The 16,272-nt window shown below is 66.4% G+C and carries 10 protein-coding genes; 4 read left to right on the top strand and 6 right to left on the bottom strand.

The annotated features are described in order from the left end of the window. Window positions 1-41: 41 nt before the first annotated feature. Window positions 42-674 carry a polysaccharide biosynthesis/export family protein gene (locus AC4D6D_RS04370; protein ID WP_491326664.1) on the bottom strand — a complete coding sequence of 211 codons (633 nt, stop codon included), beginning with the start codon at window positions 672-674 and terminating at the stop codon, window positions 42-44. Window positions 675-1,250: 576 nt separating this feature from the next. On the opposite strand from AC4D6D_RS04370, the gene galE reads away from it, so the two are divergent. Further along, the gene (gene galE / locus AC4D6D_RS04365; protein ID WP_491326663.1) at window positions 1,251-2,255 is read left to right on the top strand and encodes a UDP-glucose 4-epimerase GalE; all 1,005 of its coding nucleotides are present in this window, start codon (window positions 1,251-1,253) and stop codon (window positions 2,253-2,255) included. A 251-nt stretch (window positions 2,256-2,506) separates the two neighbouring features. On the opposite strand, the gene AC4D6D_RS04360 is transcribed toward galE, so the two are convergent. The 3 genes from AC4D6D_RS04360 to AC4D6D_RS04350 form a co-directional block, all read right to left on the bottom strand. After that, the gene (locus tag AC4D6D_RS04360) at window positions 2,507-5,683 is read right to left on the bottom strand and encodes an autotransporter domain-containing protein (RefSeq protein WP_491326662.1); all 3,177 of its coding nucleotides are present in this window, start codon (window positions 5,681-5,683) and stop codon (window positions 2,507-2,509) included. An 86-nt stretch (window positions 5,684-5,769) separates the two neighbouring features. Then, complete coding sequence (locus AC4D6D_RS04355) at window positions 5,770-6,717, bottom strand: dioxygenase family protein (RefSeq protein ID WP_491326661.1); 948 nt, start codon at window positions 6,715-6,717, stop codon at window positions 5,770-5,772. Window positions 6,718-6,871: 154 nt separating this feature from the next. Further along, on the bottom strand, window positions 6,872-7,666 hold the full coding sequence (locus AC4D6D_RS04350; RefSeq protein WP_491326660.1) for a response regulator: 795 nt from the start codon (window positions 7,664-7,666) through the stop codon (window positions 6,872-6,874). A gap of 662 nt (window positions 7,667-8,328) precedes the next feature. On the opposite strand from AC4D6D_RS04350, the gene AC4D6D_RS04345 reads away from it, so the two are divergent. Both AC4D6D_RS04345 and AC4D6D_RS04340 read left to right on the top strand, forming a co-directional pair. Next, complete coding sequence (locus tag AC4D6D_RS04345) at window positions 8,329-10,446, top strand: ATP-binding protein (RefSeq protein WP_491326659.1); 2,118 nt, start codon at window positions 8,329-8,331, stop codon at window positions 10,444-10,446. Next, window positions 10,446-11,384, top strand: a complete 939-nt coding sequence (locus tag AC4D6D_RS04340) for an autotransporter domain-containing protein (protein ID WP_491326658.1) — start codon at window positions 10,446-10,448, stop codon at window positions 11,382-11,384. Before AC4D6D_RS04345 ends, AC4D6D_RS04340 begins: the two co-directional genes overlap by 1 nt. 24 nt (window positions 11,385-11,408) lie before the next feature. Here AC4D6D_RS04340 and AC4D6D_RS04335 read toward each other — a convergent pair whose 3' ends face one another. Then, window positions 11,409-13,655 (bottom strand): FdhF/YdeP family oxidoreductase, encoded by a 2,247-nt coding sequence (locus AC4D6D_RS04335; protein WP_491326657.1) that lies wholly within the window; start codon window positions 13,653-13,655, stop codon window positions 11,409-11,411. Window positions 13,656-13,868: 213 nt separating this feature from the next. Between AC4D6D_RS04335 and AC4D6D_RS04330 the strand changes: the two genes are divergently transcribed. Then, on the top strand, window positions 13,869-14,798 hold the full coding sequence (locus tag AC4D6D_RS04330) for a glycosyltransferase family 2 protein (protein WP_491326656.1): 930 nt from the start codon (window positions 13,869-13,871) through the stop codon (window positions 14,796-14,798). On the opposite strand, the gene AC4D6D_RS04325 is transcribed toward AC4D6D_RS04330, so the two are convergent. Then, a complete protein-coding gene (locus AC4D6D_RS04325) occupies window positions 14,795-16,270 on the bottom strand; it encodes a lipopolysaccharide biosynthesis protein (protein WP_491326655.1) in 1,476 nt (491 codons plus the stop codon). The two genes, AC4D6D_RS04330 and AC4D6D_RS04325, sit on opposite strands and share 4 nt — an antisense overlap. Between the last annotated feature and the right edge of the window lie 2 nt (window positions 16,271-16,272).

Raw genomic sequence — 16,272 nt, 5'->3', positions numbered from 1 at the left:
CCGCACAGCCATGGCCGAGCGGCGCAAGGAAGCCGCCGCCGTCAGCGCGCCATCACCGCGAAGGCGTTGAAGAGCGGCGCCGTTTTCAGGAAGTCCTGCCAAAGTGTCTTGATCTTCGAATTGCCGACCACGACGAGATCGCCGTCCATGATGATAGGATCGGGACTGACACCGCCGCGAATATCCTTCACGTCGAAGCGCGCGACCATGCGCTGCCCGTCGATGGTCCGGAAGATCACCACTTGGTCGAGCTTCGCCGTGGGTGACGGACTCTGCGCCTTTGCCAGCGCGCCCAGCAGCGTCGTATTGCCGCTCAGTTCGAAGGAGCCGGGGACCTTGACCTCGCCCTCGACGGTCACGAAGCGCGGTGCGGCCTCGTCCACCGCGACGGCGACTTGCGGGTCTTTCAGGTACTTGCGCGCGAGAATGCCGGTGATCTCTTCCTTCAGCTCTGGCGCGCTGCGACCGGCCGCCTTGACCTGCCCGGCGAAGGGAAGCTGGATGAAACCGGCCTCGTCCACGCGCGCCTTCTCTACCGAGAGATCGGGTTCGCCGAAGACACGCACCTGAAGAACGTCCTTCGGCGCGATCGCATAGACGGTCGGCGCCGGAATCGTCGCCGGAATGGTCCTATAAGCAGCCTCGCCGACCGGAACATTCGGGTTGCGTGTCATCGTCGACGTACAACCCGCCAGAAGCGTGCCGGAAAAAAGGACAGCGAGCCCGAGAAGCGTTCTTGTGCCGTGCACTTACGGTCGTCTCCATAAGGCCTAAGTCAATCACCTATTCGGGTAATCGGCGGCACATAAGGGCGCAAGTGCTTGAGCCCTGTTCAAAAACGGCGAGACCCACTCCTAAAACGGCACGTCGCAAAACTCTTCCGCAAGTGCGAAATCGATCCGGGTGCGAGGGGCAGTAACAGCCATTCGGCGGCGAATCCGCGGTGCCGTTACAATCGATGGCAACCGCATCAACGGTCGTTCATGTGGCGTTCAACTGATCCGGGAAGCGTGATATCAGTGAAATCTCAGTATTTCTCCGGAGAGAGCGCCCTTGATTGGTTAGCACTTGCGAAAGGATAGCGCCGCGATGGAGACGGTTCGATTTGACGCACCGCAGCACGACGGCCTATTCCTTGAACCCGGTTGATGAGACCGCCCCCTTCTGCCCTCTTGCGCGGAGAGAACCGGCCGTCCAACAGGATATCGAAAGACCTCGGCAACCCGGTTGCCATGCAGCAGAGCGAGACCATGAGCGCCAAGATTCCCGTCCTCGTCACCGGCGGTGCCGGTTATATCGGCAGCCACGCCGTTCTCGCCCTCAAGGATGCCGGCTGGCCGGTCGCGGTGATCGACAACCTGACCACCGGCTTCCGCTTCGCCATTCCCGAAGGCGTGCCGCTCTACGAAGGCGATATCGAGGATGCGGCACTGCTCGCGCGGATATTCGAGGAACAGGGAATCAAGGCGGTGATGCATTTCGCCGGTTCGATCATCGTGCCGGAATCGGTCGAGAACCCGCTGAAATACTATCACAACAACACCGCCAAGAGCCGCGCCCTGATCGATGCGGCGGTCTCGGCAGGCGTGCCGCACTTCATCTTCAGCTCGACGGCAGCGACTTACGGCATTCCGGAAGTTTCGCCTGTGACCGAGGACAGCCCGAAGCTGCCGATCAACCCCTACGGCATGTCCAAGCTGATGACCGAGATCATGCTGGGCGACGTTTCGCGGGCGCATGCCTTCAACTACTGCGCGCTGCGCTACTTCAATGTCGCCGGAGCCGATCCCCAGGCGCGCACCGGGCAATCGACGGCGGGTGCCACGCATCTCATCAAGGTGGCGGTGGAAGCGGCGCTGGGCAAGCGCGAGCATGTCGGCGTGTTCGGCACCGACTTCGATACGCCGGACGGCACCGGCGTACGCGACTATATCCACGTCTCGGATCTCGCCAATGCCCACGTCCTGGCCTTGGAGGCACTGATCGCCGCACCGGGGGAATCACTGACGATGAACTGCGGCTATGGCCAGGGCTTTTCGGTGCTCGACGTGCTGGACGCGGTGGACCGCGTGACCAACCGCACGATCGACCGCCGCCTGCAGGGCCGCCGGGCTGGCGATCCCGACTCGCTGATCTCGGACAATCGCCGCATCAAGGCGACGCTGCCCTGGCAGCCGAAATATGCCGATCTCGGCACGATCGTCGAACATGCTCTCGCCTGGGAGCGCCGGTTGACCGAATTGCGACCCGAGTAGGCGGTTAGGGAGCGTTCGTGGCGCTCCCATTGCCAAAATCCCTTCGTCGCCCTCGCGAATGCGGGCGCCCCGCTTTCTTTCTGCAACCTATCGCCGTGCCGCAAGAAAAGCGGGATCCCCGCCTTCGCGGGGATGACGGGTAGGGGCGGAGATCATGGGGAGGTGCCGTTATCGATTCCGGATGAAATCGATAACGGCTGCAATGCTCTCGGCCTGAGTGCGGTTGAGAGCCTAGCACCTGAGCGCCTCCCTCAGAACGCCACGCTCAGCGAGGCGCGGGTCGAAAAGTCGGTGGCATCCTGAGTCCGCTCGGCACGGGCGGTGATCTTCCAGGTGAAGTCGTAGCCACCCGCCAGCATCGAGACTTCGCTGACCCAGGCACCCTTCAGGCTTTCGGGCGTGATGGTGAAAACCTCGCCCGCATCGTACGTGTCGCCGCCGTTGAACCAGGCCGTCGTGCTGCCCCGCTTGCCCGAAACCACTTCACGGCGACCGGCTTCCACCTGGAAGGTCAGCGGGCGCCAGTCGGGCGAGATCGTGCCCAGCGAATAGGACGCGGACAGCGTCGGCGTCACCGTGGTCATCTTGCTGGTGCGGCTGGCCACGCTGAGGGCGACCGCGTCGCTGTCCGCCGTTTCGCTGTAGCCGTTTTCCTTCAGCCAGAACTGTTCGAGTTCGACCTTGGGCTTCAGGTTGAAGCGGCGCGACATCTGGAAGCGGTAGGACGCCCCGGCAAGGCCGGAGAACATCCAGCCGCTCCACTTGCCGTCGGCCGAGTAAGTGAAGTCGCTATCGTCGATCGTATCTGTGAACGTGCGGGTCGAATCCACCGAGATCTTCGAGGCCCCGATGCGCGCCCAGGCCATGAACGGTCCCTTGCCGGTGCGCCAGAACAGGCCGAGGTCGTGCTGGCCGACGCCGAGATCGCCGGTGCCGCCGTTATCGGTCACGGTGCCGTGGAGCCAGGCATAGGACACGCCGACGTAGCCGAGGTTCGTCCGGCGCTCGACACCGGCGGAGAGGCCCCAGCCGTTCGCCTTGTAGCCCGCCGTCGAACCGGCATCCTTGGCGGTGCGCCAGTAGACCGGCTCGAACCAGCCGCCCACGTCGGAAATGGTGAACAGCGAAGTCTCGTCCGAGAGATGGCGCGCGGCCATGCGGTCGCCGTGGGTCACGGCATCGAAGACGCCGCCCGAATGGTCGGGCAGCAGGCCGGCGACCTGGCTCTGGAGCGTGGCCGAGTCCTCGACCTGGAGCAGGCTGGAGGTCAGGCTGTCGTCGTTCTGGGCCGTCGCATAGATCGCATCCCAGGCCGAGGCCTCGCTGCGGGTGAGGCCCAGCTCATCGGTCGTCTTGCGCGCGATGGTGAGGTAGATGCTGTTGGCATCGGTCGAGACTTCGCCGTTGTAGATGAACGGCAGGTCGGTGTCGGTGGCGTTCAGCGTACCCTGCACGTCGAGGCTGCTGGCGGTGAGCACCGTGTAGGTGCCTTCGGCATCGCCGAGGTCGGTGACGGTGGCGGTGATCTTGGCGCCGTCCTCCAGCGTGGCATTGGCCACGGAATAGAGCGACGTCGTGCCTTCCGCCGTATCGACATAGACGCCCAGCGAACCGCCGGACTGCACGATCAGGCTGCCGAAGCCGATGGTGTCGGAATCGCTGGCGGTCAGCTTGGCGCCGCTGCCCACCGTGACCGTCAGGTTGTCGGCATTGCCGAAGTTGCCCGAATAGACCGAACTGCCGGACAGGGTCAGCGTGCCGAGGTTTCCGTCGAAATCCATCGTCCCGACGAAGCGGGAGGTTCCCGCCAGCGTCGCCGTGCCGGTCCCGCTGCCGAAGTAGACATCGCCGGTATAGACCGTGTTGCCGGAGAGGTTCAGCGTATCGTCGCCGTCCCCGAACAGGGTATTGCCGGTGATCGTGCCCGACGAGGCATTGATCGTGTCGTTCCCCGAACCCAGCAGGATATTGCCGGTGATCGCGGTGTAGACGGTCGGATCGGTGTCGGTATCGTTGTCGTCGAGATAGTCGGCGCTGGTCTCGGCATCGGCGTCGTTGAGGTACTGGTTGATGGTGACGCCGGTGGTGTTGGCGGAAAGGTCGATCGCGGTGCGGGTGTCGGTGCTCGATCCGCTTGCGGCGATGTAGCCGGTGTTGTCGATCGTCGTCAGCGTGCCCGAAAGGTCGCGGATCGCGGTCGAGGAACCTTCGCCCTGCGAGGTGATCGAGGCCGTGATCGAGCCGCTGTTGTAAAGGCTGGTCACGGTGCTGCCGGCATTGATGAGCAGCGCGGTCGCGGCCGAATCGTAAGTCGTGGCGCTGACGGTGCCGGTCACGCCGATACCGTTCGTCAGAGTGACGTTGCCGCCCTGCCCGCCGATCACCAGGCCATAGGCATCGGTGTTGCTGTAATAGGCGTTGGAACTGACCGATCCGTCGATGGCGATCGAATAAGTGCCCGAATTGCTCGAAACCCCGCCCACGGTGATGTCGCCGGTGCCGCCGACCTGGATCGCCGGGCCGTTGCCATAGGCCACGACCGAGCCGGTGCCCTCCTCGTCATCGTCGACCCCGTCGCCGTCCTCGTCGTCGTTGGTACTGTCGTTGTCGACCGGGGGCGCCGCTACATAGATGCCGCCAGCAACGTTGCCGGTGATCTCCACCGCCGCCGCGGCCGAACGCAGGGCGGCGCGCGAAAGGACCATCGTTGCGCTGTCGTCATCGGTATAGGAGGCCCGCTGCGAGACGGTGCCCTGGATCGTCACGGTGCCGCTGACGTCGCCGTTCACGACCAGCCCCTGGGCGCCCGCGCCGGTGGCATAGACGGTGCCTTCCACCGTCACGTCGCCATCGACGTTCCTGGTCGAGATGCCGACGGAGTTGTCGCCGATGACGTTGATCGTGCCGGTGTTCCTGATGTCGCCCACATAGTCCGAATCGACGACGATGCCGCCCGAGTTCAGGCCTTCGACCGTGATCGTACCCTTGTTGAGAATCGAGCCGCTGGTGGTTGCGCCGGACAGGACATGGATGCCGTAGCGGTTGCTGGCCGAGGCGATCGCGCCATCGGCAATGCCGTTGGAATCGGTGTCCGCGGGAACGAAGTCCTCGGTCACGGTGAGCGTGGCGTCCTCGCCCACGGTGATGGTCGAAGTGGTGCCGGCATTGACGGTAATGCCGGTGGCGCCATTGGCATCGTCGAGGACGAGCGTGCCTTCCACATCGACGGCATTATTGCTGTCGACGGTGATCGCGCTGCCGCTGGGCAACGTGATCGTGCCGTCGTCGGTCACGGTCACGTCACCCGCACTGGATGTGACGAGCGCCTTGGTCGTGGACGTGGAGACGGTGGTAGCGGCGAACAAAGGCGCGGCGGAAAGCGCGAGAACGAGCGCGCCGATGCTGGAAGACGTATGCAGCGAGTTCATGATGATGGGTCTCTTGGTGAGCGCAGGGCTTCAGGCAGGCGGCGATGTCAGTTGGCCGCCTCAGGCGATGGTGCCAGTGGCCGCCCTCAGGCGGCGATGCCGATAAGCGCGGTCCCGGTATATCCGGCGGTCAGGCTGCCGCTCAGCGTCGGCGTCATCTGCGCGATCTGGGCCGAGCTGTTGTCTCCGAAGACATTGTCCGAAGAGAGCGAGACCGCATTGTAGTTGGCGATGCTGGCGGTGTAGCGCGTGTCGCCGGTGAAGACGGCGGTATTGGTCGCCGCCGGCATCGCAAGCTGCGAAATCAGGCTGGCGGTGCGCCCGGTGCTCGCAGATGTCAGGCCACCGGTGAATATCTCGAAGTGGATGTGCGGCCAGCGTCCGGAGTAGCAAGCCGGATAGATCGTCTTGAACGTGACCTTGCCCTCGGCATCGGTCACCTGCACGCCGCGCAGGTAGCTCTCGGTGGTGACGCCGCTGGAATAGAGCGAGTATTTACCCGCCGCATCGCACTGCCAGATATAGATCGCCGCGCCCGCGATGGCGGCGCAGCCGTTGTTCACGTCCACCAGTTGCAAGGTCAGTTCCAGCTGGACGCCGTCCGCCGTGGTGGTGGAATTGATGAAGCTGGAGCGGATGTCCGAACGGACCACGCCGCTGACGGTGAGCACGTTGGAGGTCGATCCGCTGGCGCTGTTGGTGCCGTCGGCCGGATAGGGGCCGTTGGTCTCGGTCGGATCGGCGATGCAACTGCTGGAGGAGGTTCCGCTCGAAGTCGTCGTGGACGAACTGGTCGAGGACGTGCTCGTCGAACTGGTGCTCGACGTGCCGGAGGAACTCGTCAAGCCGGTCGAGCTGCCGGAACCGGAAGAAGACGAGCCGTCGTCGCCTCCGCAGGCCGTCACGGCGGCGAAACCACCCGCACCGGCCAGGATGCCCAGCGCGCGGCGGCGTCCTATCAGGTTCCTGCCGATCGTCTTCAGGTCGTGGGCCAGGCCGCCATCATGGTCATGGCGATGGTCATGGTCTTCCATCTGCAATCTCCCCTCGTGTCGCATTTCGCGCGACGGGCCGGGAGGCCGGCATCGCGGATCAGGTCACGACGAGAAGTGGAAGCACGCCTTTGCGATCGGATTTCAGAGGCATTTCACCTCTGTCGCGCCACGGCTCACCGCCCGTGCGCGCCTGTCACGCAGGTGAAATGTCTCCGGATACAGAGGGGACGAAAAGATAGCCCTCGTTGCGCACGGTGCGGATGATGTCGCCGCCGCCGTCGCCTTCGGACAGCTTGCGGCGCAGGCGGGAAAGCTGCACGTCGATCGCGCGATCGTAGTGATCGCTGTCCTCGCCGCGCGACCAGTCGAGCAGCTGGTCGCGGGTGAGCACCCGGCGCGGATGCTCGGCGAAGGCCTTGAGCAGGCGAAACTCGCCGTCCGACAGCGAGATCACCCGGTTGGCCGGATCGAACAGCAGGCGGAGGCCGAGGTCCATTCGCCAACCGGCGAAATGGAGGCACTCGCCGGAATGGATGTCGTTGACCGGGCGCTGCTCGGGAACGGCGGCAGGCGCGACGATCCGCTCCACCGGCCCCATGTTGGCGCGGCGGCGCAGCACGGTGCGGATGCGGGCGAGCAGTTCGCGCGGATTGCAGGGCTTGGCCAGATAGTCGTCCGCCCCCATCTCCAGCCCGACGATCCGATCGACATCGCTGCCCACGGCGGAGAGCATGATGACCGGCGGGGCATCAGGGCCGAGCCCCCGCAAGGCGGTAAGCCCGTCCTCGCGCGGCATCATCACGTCCAGCACGATGAGATCGAAATGCCCGCGCGCGAGATGGTCGCGCATTTCGGTCGGATCGGCGGCGGTTTCGGTGGCATAGCCGTGCTTGCCCAGAAACTCGCTGATGAGCGAGCGGATGCCGTCATCGTCGTCGACGATGAGGATACGGGTTTCGAGGTCCATCGGTGCGCGTTCTAGGATCATTGTGCGCCGATAGGAACCCCGTGTTCCAGCCAGATTTCAGCCCGGATACAGCTTGCGACAAGATCGCGGTCCGATTGCAATCTGAGTGAAATCCGCAAGCAAACTCGCGGCCCAACAAGCAGCGCCATGGACATTCGAGTTCGTCAGGTTCCGTCCTGGATGGACTGCAGCGCGCATCGAGCGACATCCCCCGTCGCTTTCGCCGCCTTGCTGCATTCACCCGGAACGGCCGGAACCGCCGTTCGGTTAGCCACCGCCAAGGCGCCGGACGGCGCCGGGTCCGTCGCAGCGACAGGTCACGTAGTCGCACCCGCCCTGTCCTGCGACGGCCCCGGAACTATATTCTCAGCCGGACTGGCAAAAACCGTACCCGATACTGACATATATCGGTGCTACCCGGCGCAGCGACCCACTGGGCGACCCACCGGCCCCGGCCGGTACGACAGAGATTACCTTCCGGCACCGCAGGGAACACGGTTGCCGGACAGGTCCCGAGGTGACCGTCCTCGCCCGACATACCGGGCGCGGGCGCGGAGCGGGTTCGGAAGGGACGTGTCCCTCTCTTCCGAGCCCGCGCCGCAAAACCTCTTGCCCTTGCTCACGGCTCGAAATGGCGGCGGATTCGTGGCAATGGCCGGAACATGAGCCTGCCCCGCCCCATCATGCCCCGTCTTACCGGCCGACTCGGTATGCCGCTGGCGATGCAGATGATCGTCATCCTCGTCTGCGCGCTGATCGGCGCGCAGCTGGTGACGCTGGGCCTTACCGTGGTCCTGCCGCCCAGCCCGACCGCGCGCTGGAACATCGACGAAGTGGCCAGCGCGCTGACGACCCGCGACCTGCCCAACCGGCTCGAACGCAAGCCCATGGTCGGCCCGCCCGACGTCAGCGGACAGGGCTGGCTGGTCTCCGAATCCTCGCGCGATGCCCTTGCAGAGCGGCTCGGGCGGGATCGCCGGGACGTGGTGCTGGCGTTCTATACCCAGCTTCCGGTCGGCGGCGTCGCGGTGCCCAGCAATGCCCGCTCGCCGTTGGCGATCCTGAAAAGCAAAGGTGCCCGCACCACCGAGGTCTCCTCGCTGCTGGTCGGTTCTGCCGATGCCCAGTCGATTCCCGGTGGCCCCCCGCCGGGCGGCGCGGCAGGTCCCGGCGGCCTCCCCGGCGGACACTTCCCCGGCGGCCATTTTCCTGGTGGAATGCCTCCGGGCGGAACGATGCCGCGCGTGCCCTCGATGCCGCATCCATCCATGCCTGGCGGCGGTCGCCCCGGCGGTCACGTTCCGAATGCCGCCATGCCCGGCGGCAAAGTTCCGGGGTCTCCGACCGCAACGCCGGGCAGCGGACGCCCAGGCGGTCAACCGGGTGCTCAGAGACCCGGCCCCAGCCAAGGGATGGGAGGACAGGCGGGAGCGCCCTCCGGCGGTGTGCCGAACCAGGACGGCCAGCCGGGACGGATCGTGGCCCCCGGCATGCGTCCCGGCGGGATGCTCGGTCCTATCGGCGGCGGTGCCATCGGCTCCGGCATGCTGGCGCCGGTCATGCCGAGCATGACCGACATCCCGCGCGCCGCCCTGCCCAGCGCAACGCCGGAGCCGATCGCCAGACCCACGCTGAGCAGCCGCCCGGTCACGGTCTCGATTCCCTTGCCGCCGGTCACGCTCGCCTCGCCAACGGTCGCTCCCACCGCCATCGCTCCCCGCGTAGCGAGCGGCACCGCAGCCAATGCCGCCACGCCGCAGCCCGCAGTCCCCGGCAAGCCGCAGCCGATTCCCTTCCGCCATTCGGGCGGCAACTTCTTCGCGCTGACCTCGCCGCCGTTCATCGAGGGCGATTTCGTCGCCGCGACCCGCCAGCCGGACGGGCAGTGGCTGGCCGTCGCCCCGCGTGCCGAACCTTTCCCCAATGCCTGGCAGAAGCGGGTGATGCTGTGGTTCGCGCTGTCACTGGCGATCATCAGCCCGTTCGCCTGGCTCTTCGCGCGCCGCATCGTCGTGCCGCTCAAAGACTTCGCGCAGGCCGCCGAACAGCTCGGGCGCGACCCTTCGGCGACGATCCTGCCGCTGTCCGGCCCCGCCGAAATCGGCCGCGCCGCCAATGCCTTCAACCAGATGCGCTTCCGCCTGCGCGCCTTCGTGGACGACCGCACGGCGATGGTCGGCGCCATCAGCCACGACTTGCGCACCCCGCTCACCCGCCTGCGCTTCCGCATCGAGGACGTGCCCGACGACCAGCGCGAAGGGCTGCTGAAGGAAGTGAGCGAGATGGAAGCGATGATCAGCCAGGTCATCGCCTTCATCCGCGACGCCTCCACGCCGGGACCGCGCAAGCGCGTGGACTTCGCCGATCTCATCGCCGGCAGCGTCGCCGATGCCCAGCTCGTGGGCGGCAAAGTTACCATCGAGCATAACGTCCACATCCCCGTCGAGGTGGACCCGGTCGGCATCCGCCGCCTGCTCGGCAACCTGCTGGAGAACGCCATCAAGTACGGCGAAAGCGCCAGGGTCCGCGTCAGCCTGCTGGACGGCGAGGCCGTGGCCGAGATCGTCGATGCCGGTCCCGGCATTCCCGAGGACGAGTTCGACCGCGCCTTCGAGCCGTTCTACCGCTCCGAAACCGCGCGCAAGTCGGGCCAGAAGGGCACCGGACTGGGCCTCGCGGTCTGTCGCTCGATCGCCCGCGCCCATGGCGGTGACGTCAACTTCGTGCATGGCGGAGACGGTTTCGCGGCACGCGTGACGGTTCCGGCCGCCTTCGACCCGACCCTGCGAAAGGCCGCCTGATGCCGCGTCTGCTACCGGCATGCCTGCTCGCGGCGGGCATGACCGCCCTGCCCGTCGCTCCCGCCGCTCTGGCGCAGGACACCGCCGCCGAAACCGTAACGGAAACCGAAAGCACGGACGATACGGCACCCGAAGCACCGAACCCCACCCCTTGGACCGCCACCGCCTCCGCAGGCGTGAGCAATCGCGACGACGGCCCCGACGGGTCGTGGCAGGCACTCTCGCTGACGCGGCAGGTCGGGCGCGGCTATGTGCGCGGCGGGTTGATGCGCTACCACGGCACGCTGATCCAGGCCTATACGGCCCTGCCCTCGGACTACTACGTCGGCACGCTCGGCGCAGGCGGCAACTTCGACAACTGGGTGGTGGACGGCTGGGCCAGCTACGGCCGTCAGGACTATGGCCGGATCACCAACGATTGGGGCACGCGCCGCGAGAGCACCGGTGCCCGCAGCAGCGCCTACTACGCGGTGGGCGGCGATTTCGGGCGGATATTCCCGCTCTCACCGCGCTGGTTCGTGACGCCGACCGTCGTCGGCTCCTATGCGCTGGGCCGCCTGCTGCGCCCGGCCCCGGACTTCACCGGCCTCGTCGATCTCGAAACCCGCGAGCCGACCTGGACGCTCGGCAGCAGCGTGCGCATCGACCATGCCTTCGGCCGGAACGCCGATCACTATGCCGGTCTCTCGGTTTCGCGCAATTGGACCAGCAATGCCGTCTCGCAAGTCACCGGCGGCCAGTTCCAGGACCTGAACGACATTCCCCGCTCCGGCCTGCTCGATTCGCAGCACTATTCGGACGCCTGGTGGGAAGTGGGCGTGAGCGCCAACATGAAGCTGACGGACCGCCTCCACCTCGATCTCTATGCCTCGCGCAGCTTCGATGCGCTGGCGGGAAACACGACTTCTGCCGGCATTTCCCTGCGCAAATCGTTCTGACATTCCGCCCCCGGCGGGGGCGGGTCAGGCCGCTCGGGCAATCGCCACGGGGATCGACTTGTAGGCCGGGGTTCCGCTGACCGGATCGAAATCCTCCAGCGGCACCAGGCAGTTCGCCTCGGGATAATAGGCCGCCAGCGAACCGCGCGCGATGGCGTGCTTGATGACCGTGAAGCCCTTGAGCACGCGCCCCGCCGTCGTGGTCACATCGACCAGATCGCCATGTGCAAGGCCCAGCATGTCGAGATCGACCTCATTGGCGAAGATCACGTCGCGGCGACCGGTCACGCCGCGGTAGCGATCGTCGAGGCTGTAGATCGTGGTGTTGTACTGGTCGTGGCTGCGGATGGTGGTGAGCAGCAGCGGCCGCGCGCCTTCCTCCACCTCGACCCGGTGGGCAAGGAACTGCGCCTTGCCGCTGGGCGTGTTCCAGACGCGGTGATCCGGCGCGATGGTCAGGCGGAAACCGCCCGGCTCGCGGACGCGGCGGTTGAAATCGTGGAAGTCGGGATAGACCTGCTCGATCCCCTCGCGAATGCGGTCGTAGTCGGCCACGAGCGCATCCCAGTCGACCAGGCTGCGCGGCATCGCCTCCTTGGCGAGACCCGCGACGATCGCCGGTTCCGAACGCACCAGCGGCCCCGGCGCCTTCAGCTTTCCGCGCGAGGCGTGGACCATCGACATGCTGTCCTCCACGGTCACGAACTGCGCCCCCGTCGCCTGCTCGTCCAGCTCGGTACGCCCGAGGCAGGGGAGCACCAGCGTTTCCCTGGCGGTGAGCAGGCAGGTGCGGTTGAACTTGGTGAGGATGCTGACCGAAAGATCGAGCTTGCGCACGGCGGCGAAGCACGCCTCCGGATCCGGCATGGCGACGGCGAGATTGCCGCCGAGACCGATCAGCGCCTTAGAACGTCCGTCGCGCATGGCCTCCAGCGCCTCGACCGCGTTGTGCCCGTGCTCGCGCGGCGACGTGATGCCGTAAGTCGCGTCGAGCCGTTCGAGCATCGCCTCGGCGGGAATCTCGGTAATGCCCACGGTGCGGTCGCCCTGCACGTTGCTGTGGCCGCGCAGCGGGCAGATCCCCGCCCCCGCCTTGCCGAACATGCCGCGCAGCAACAGCAGGTTGGCGATCGACTGCACGTTCTGGGTGCCGTGGCGGTGCTGGGTGATGCCCATGCCGTAGCAGACGATCACCCGTTCGGCATTGATATAGACTTTGGCCATCGACTCGATGGCATCGCGCGTCAGGCCGGAGGTGGTCTCGATCCAGTCCCACGAAGTCGCTTCGAGATCGGCCCGGAGTGCGTCGATCCCCTCGGTGTGCTCGGCGATGAAGGCATGGTCGAGCGCATCGGCCTCGATCACCAGCTTCATCATCCCCTTGAGCATCGCCATGTCGCCGCCGATGCGCACCTGGTGATAGGCCGAGGCCAGCGGCGTCGCGTGGGTGGACAGCATCTCGGTGGGATGCTGCGGCGACTTGAAGCGCTCCAGCCCGCGCTCGCGCATGGGATTGGCGACCACGATCGGCACGCCCCGCTTGGACGCGGCGGCCAGCGTGGAGAGCATGCGCGGGTGGTTGGTGCCGGGGTTGTGGCCGATACAGAAGATCGCGTCGGCATGATCGAAATCTTCCAGCGTCACCGTGCCCTTGCCGATGCCGATCGACTTGGGCAGCCCCACGCTCGTCGCCTCGTGGCACATGTTGGAGCAGTCGGGGAAATTGTTGGTGCCGAACTCGCGCGCGAAGAGCTGATAGAGGAACGCCGCCTCGTTCGAAGCACGGCCCGAGCAGTAGAATTCGCAGGCATGCGGATCGTCCAGTTCGCGCAGCACCGCACCGGCGCGGGCGAAGGCCTCGTCCCAGCTTATCGGCACGAAATGGTCGGTCTCGGGATCGTAGCGCAGCGGCTCGGTGAGGCGCCCGGCATCTTCCAGCTTGTGGTCGCTCCAGCTCCACAGCTCGCTGACGCTGTACTTGGCGAAAAATTCGGGATCGACACGCTTGACGGTCGCTTCCCATGTCACGGCCTTGGCCCCGTTCTCGCAGAATTCGAACGAGGACGTGTGCTTGGGGTCGGGCCAGGCGCAGCCCGGACAGTCGAACCCGTCGGGCTGGTTCATCTGCAGGAGCGCGCGGGTATCCGGACTGGCCTTCATCTGCTCGCGCACGGTGCGTGCGACCGCGCCCAGCGCGCCCCAGCCGCCCGCCGGGCCGTTGTAATCGCCGATGCCTTCGAGATTGCCGTCCGCAGTGTGATTTTCGGCCATGACCCTGGTTCCTTTTTCCGCTCCCGGCATAGCCGATGGAACGCACGAAAAACAGCAGGGCTGCGCTCAAGTGCTCCTGCGAAAATCGCAAGACGGCGATGCGGGCACGACGACCTGCCTCATTGATTACCCCTCAAGTTCAGCTTCATGTGCGGCCCGCGCTCGGATACCAGAAGCGGAACCCTCGCCTTCCCGAGGGCAGGAGCCATCACGATGCCGCAGGAACTGGTGACGGTCGTGATCCCCGCCTATCGCGCCGCCGAATCCATCGAGCGGGCGGTGCTGTCGGTCTTCGCGCAGCCCGGCGTCGTCTGCCGGGTGATCGTCGTGGTAGACGACGAGGAAGGCTCGACCGAAGCCGCCCTCGCCGCGCTCGACGACGAGCGGCTGACGGTCCTGACCAACCCCGGCAACCTGGGCGCCCAGAAAAGCCGGAATCGTGGCCTCGCCGCCGCGACCAGCGACTGGGTGATGTTCCTCGACAGCGACGATTTCGTCATGGGCGACCTGCTGCCGGGCCTCGTCCAGGCACTGGAACAGGGCGCCGATGTCGCCTTCGGTCCCTGGCTGCGGCTCGACGAAGATCGTGGCCGGGCCGAACGGCATCAGGAACACTATGCCGACGCCGCCGACCTGCTCGACCGCTGGCTGGTGCGGCGGCAATGGACGCCGCCCTGCGCGGTGCTCTGGCGCACGGCGTTCCTGCGCGGGATCGGCGGCTGGAAGGAAAGCGTCCGCCGCAATCAGGACGGCGAAGTGGTCTGCCGCGCCTTGCTCGCGGGTGCCCGGCCGGGACATTCGCAGCGCGGCTGCGGGGTCTATGTCCAGCACGATTCGCCGCACCGGATCTCGCAGGCCCGCTCCACTTTCGGCGACCTGATCGCGGTGGCCGAAGACTTGCTGGCGCAGCCGACCGAGGCCGTCGAGGAGGGCCGGCGGCGCAAGATCCTGGGCGACTACTTCTACTGGCTGGCCGATAGTGCCTTCCGCCGCGGCGACCGCGAACAGGGCCGCCGCGCCCGGCAACGTGCGGTGGAACTGGGCGGTTCGCTGCACATGGGGTCGCCCCTGCCCCGGCTGGGCGCCGCCGTGCTGGGGCTGGAGAACTATCGCCGCGCCGTCTCCTGGGCGACGAAACCCTAAGCCGCAGCCTTTCGCCGCAACCGGTCGGGCAGGAGATTCCCGGCAAGGCGCAGCATCTCGGCCATGGCCTGCCGCCCGCCCGGCGTCACCGCCTGCGCCGCCACCGCACCGATGTAACTGGAAGCGACGGCAAGCGCGAGCAGCCCCACGGTCGGCAGCTCCTCGCCCACCGCCGCGACGATCCCCCAGGCGAACAGCCCGCCGAGCAGCGAGGGCAGCTGCACGAAGTACATGAAGCCCTGCGAGATCGGCGTATCCCGCGTCGCGAAATGATAGAGCGGCGGCAGCGAGGCGAGCTGGCCGATGAAGTAGGCGCAGGCCACGCCCACCGCCCCCCAGTGCACCCCGATGAAGAAGCTGGCGATCGACACCGCGCTGGAAAAGATGCCCCAGTACATCATCCGCCGGGTGTTCCCGCTGCTGATATAGAGCCAGCCGGTGGTGTTCGGCACGCATTGCACGATCGCGGTCAGGCTCAGCCAGAAGAAGATCGGACTCGCCGCCGCCCAGCGCTCGCCAAGCAGGAAGGGCACGAGCCGCTCGCTGCAAATCGCAGCCGCGAGGATCCCCGGCATCGCGATCAGCGCCAAAGCGCGCAGGCACAGTTCGTAGACGCGGCGATAGCGCTCCGGCTCGTCGCGCACCCGGCTCAGCACCGGCAGCATGACCCGGCTCAGCGGCTGGTTGATGTTCTGCAAGGGGAACAGCATGAGCTTGTAGCTGCGGTCGTAGAGGCCCACCGCATCCGCGCCCTCGGCCTTGGCGATAATGACATTGTCGAGGTTGCGGGCGAAGAAGTTGACGAGGTTGAAGCCGGTCAGGTTGGCGCCGAACACCACCAGCTTGCGCACTCCGGAAAAGGAAGCGCCGAGCCGGGGGCGCCACCGACAGGCCCGCCACATCATCGCCGTGCTGATCGCGGCATTGAGCAGCGTGCCCAGCCAGATCGCCCAGTAACTCTTCAGCGCCAGCGCCGCCGCGGCAGTCAGCACGAAAGTACCGATGGCGACGACCACGTCGTTCACGCTCAGCGCATGGAAACGCATCTCGCGATTGAGCAGGGCCTGGTGTTGCAGCTTGAGACCGGTGATCAGGATCGTCAGCCCGGTCGCCGCCGTGACGTATCCGGCGCGCGCATCGCCGTAGAACGCGCCCACTGCGGGCGCCATTGCCACCATGATCAGCGCCGCCACGGTCGAGACGAGCACGTTGAGCCAGAACAGCGCGTTGGAATGCTCCGGGTCGAGTTCGCGGGCCTGCACCACGGCTTGCGCGAAGCCGAGGTTCTGGAAGGTCATGATAAGCCCGGTCAGCGGCGCCACCATCGCCGCCACGCCGTAGTCCGAGGGCGAGAGAATGCGCGCGACCACGATCGTCGTCCCCATCGTGGTGAAGACCTTCACAAGCTGCGCGACGGCAGTCGAGGCCACGCCTCGGGTGGCGCGGCGGCCCATATCCTCGGTCTTGGCCATCT

It is taken from the genome of Novosphingobium sp. BF6 (assembly GCF_058273105.1).
Note: the sequence above shows the minus strand (reverse complement) of the source record. Positions and strands in the feature narration are given on the sequence as shown.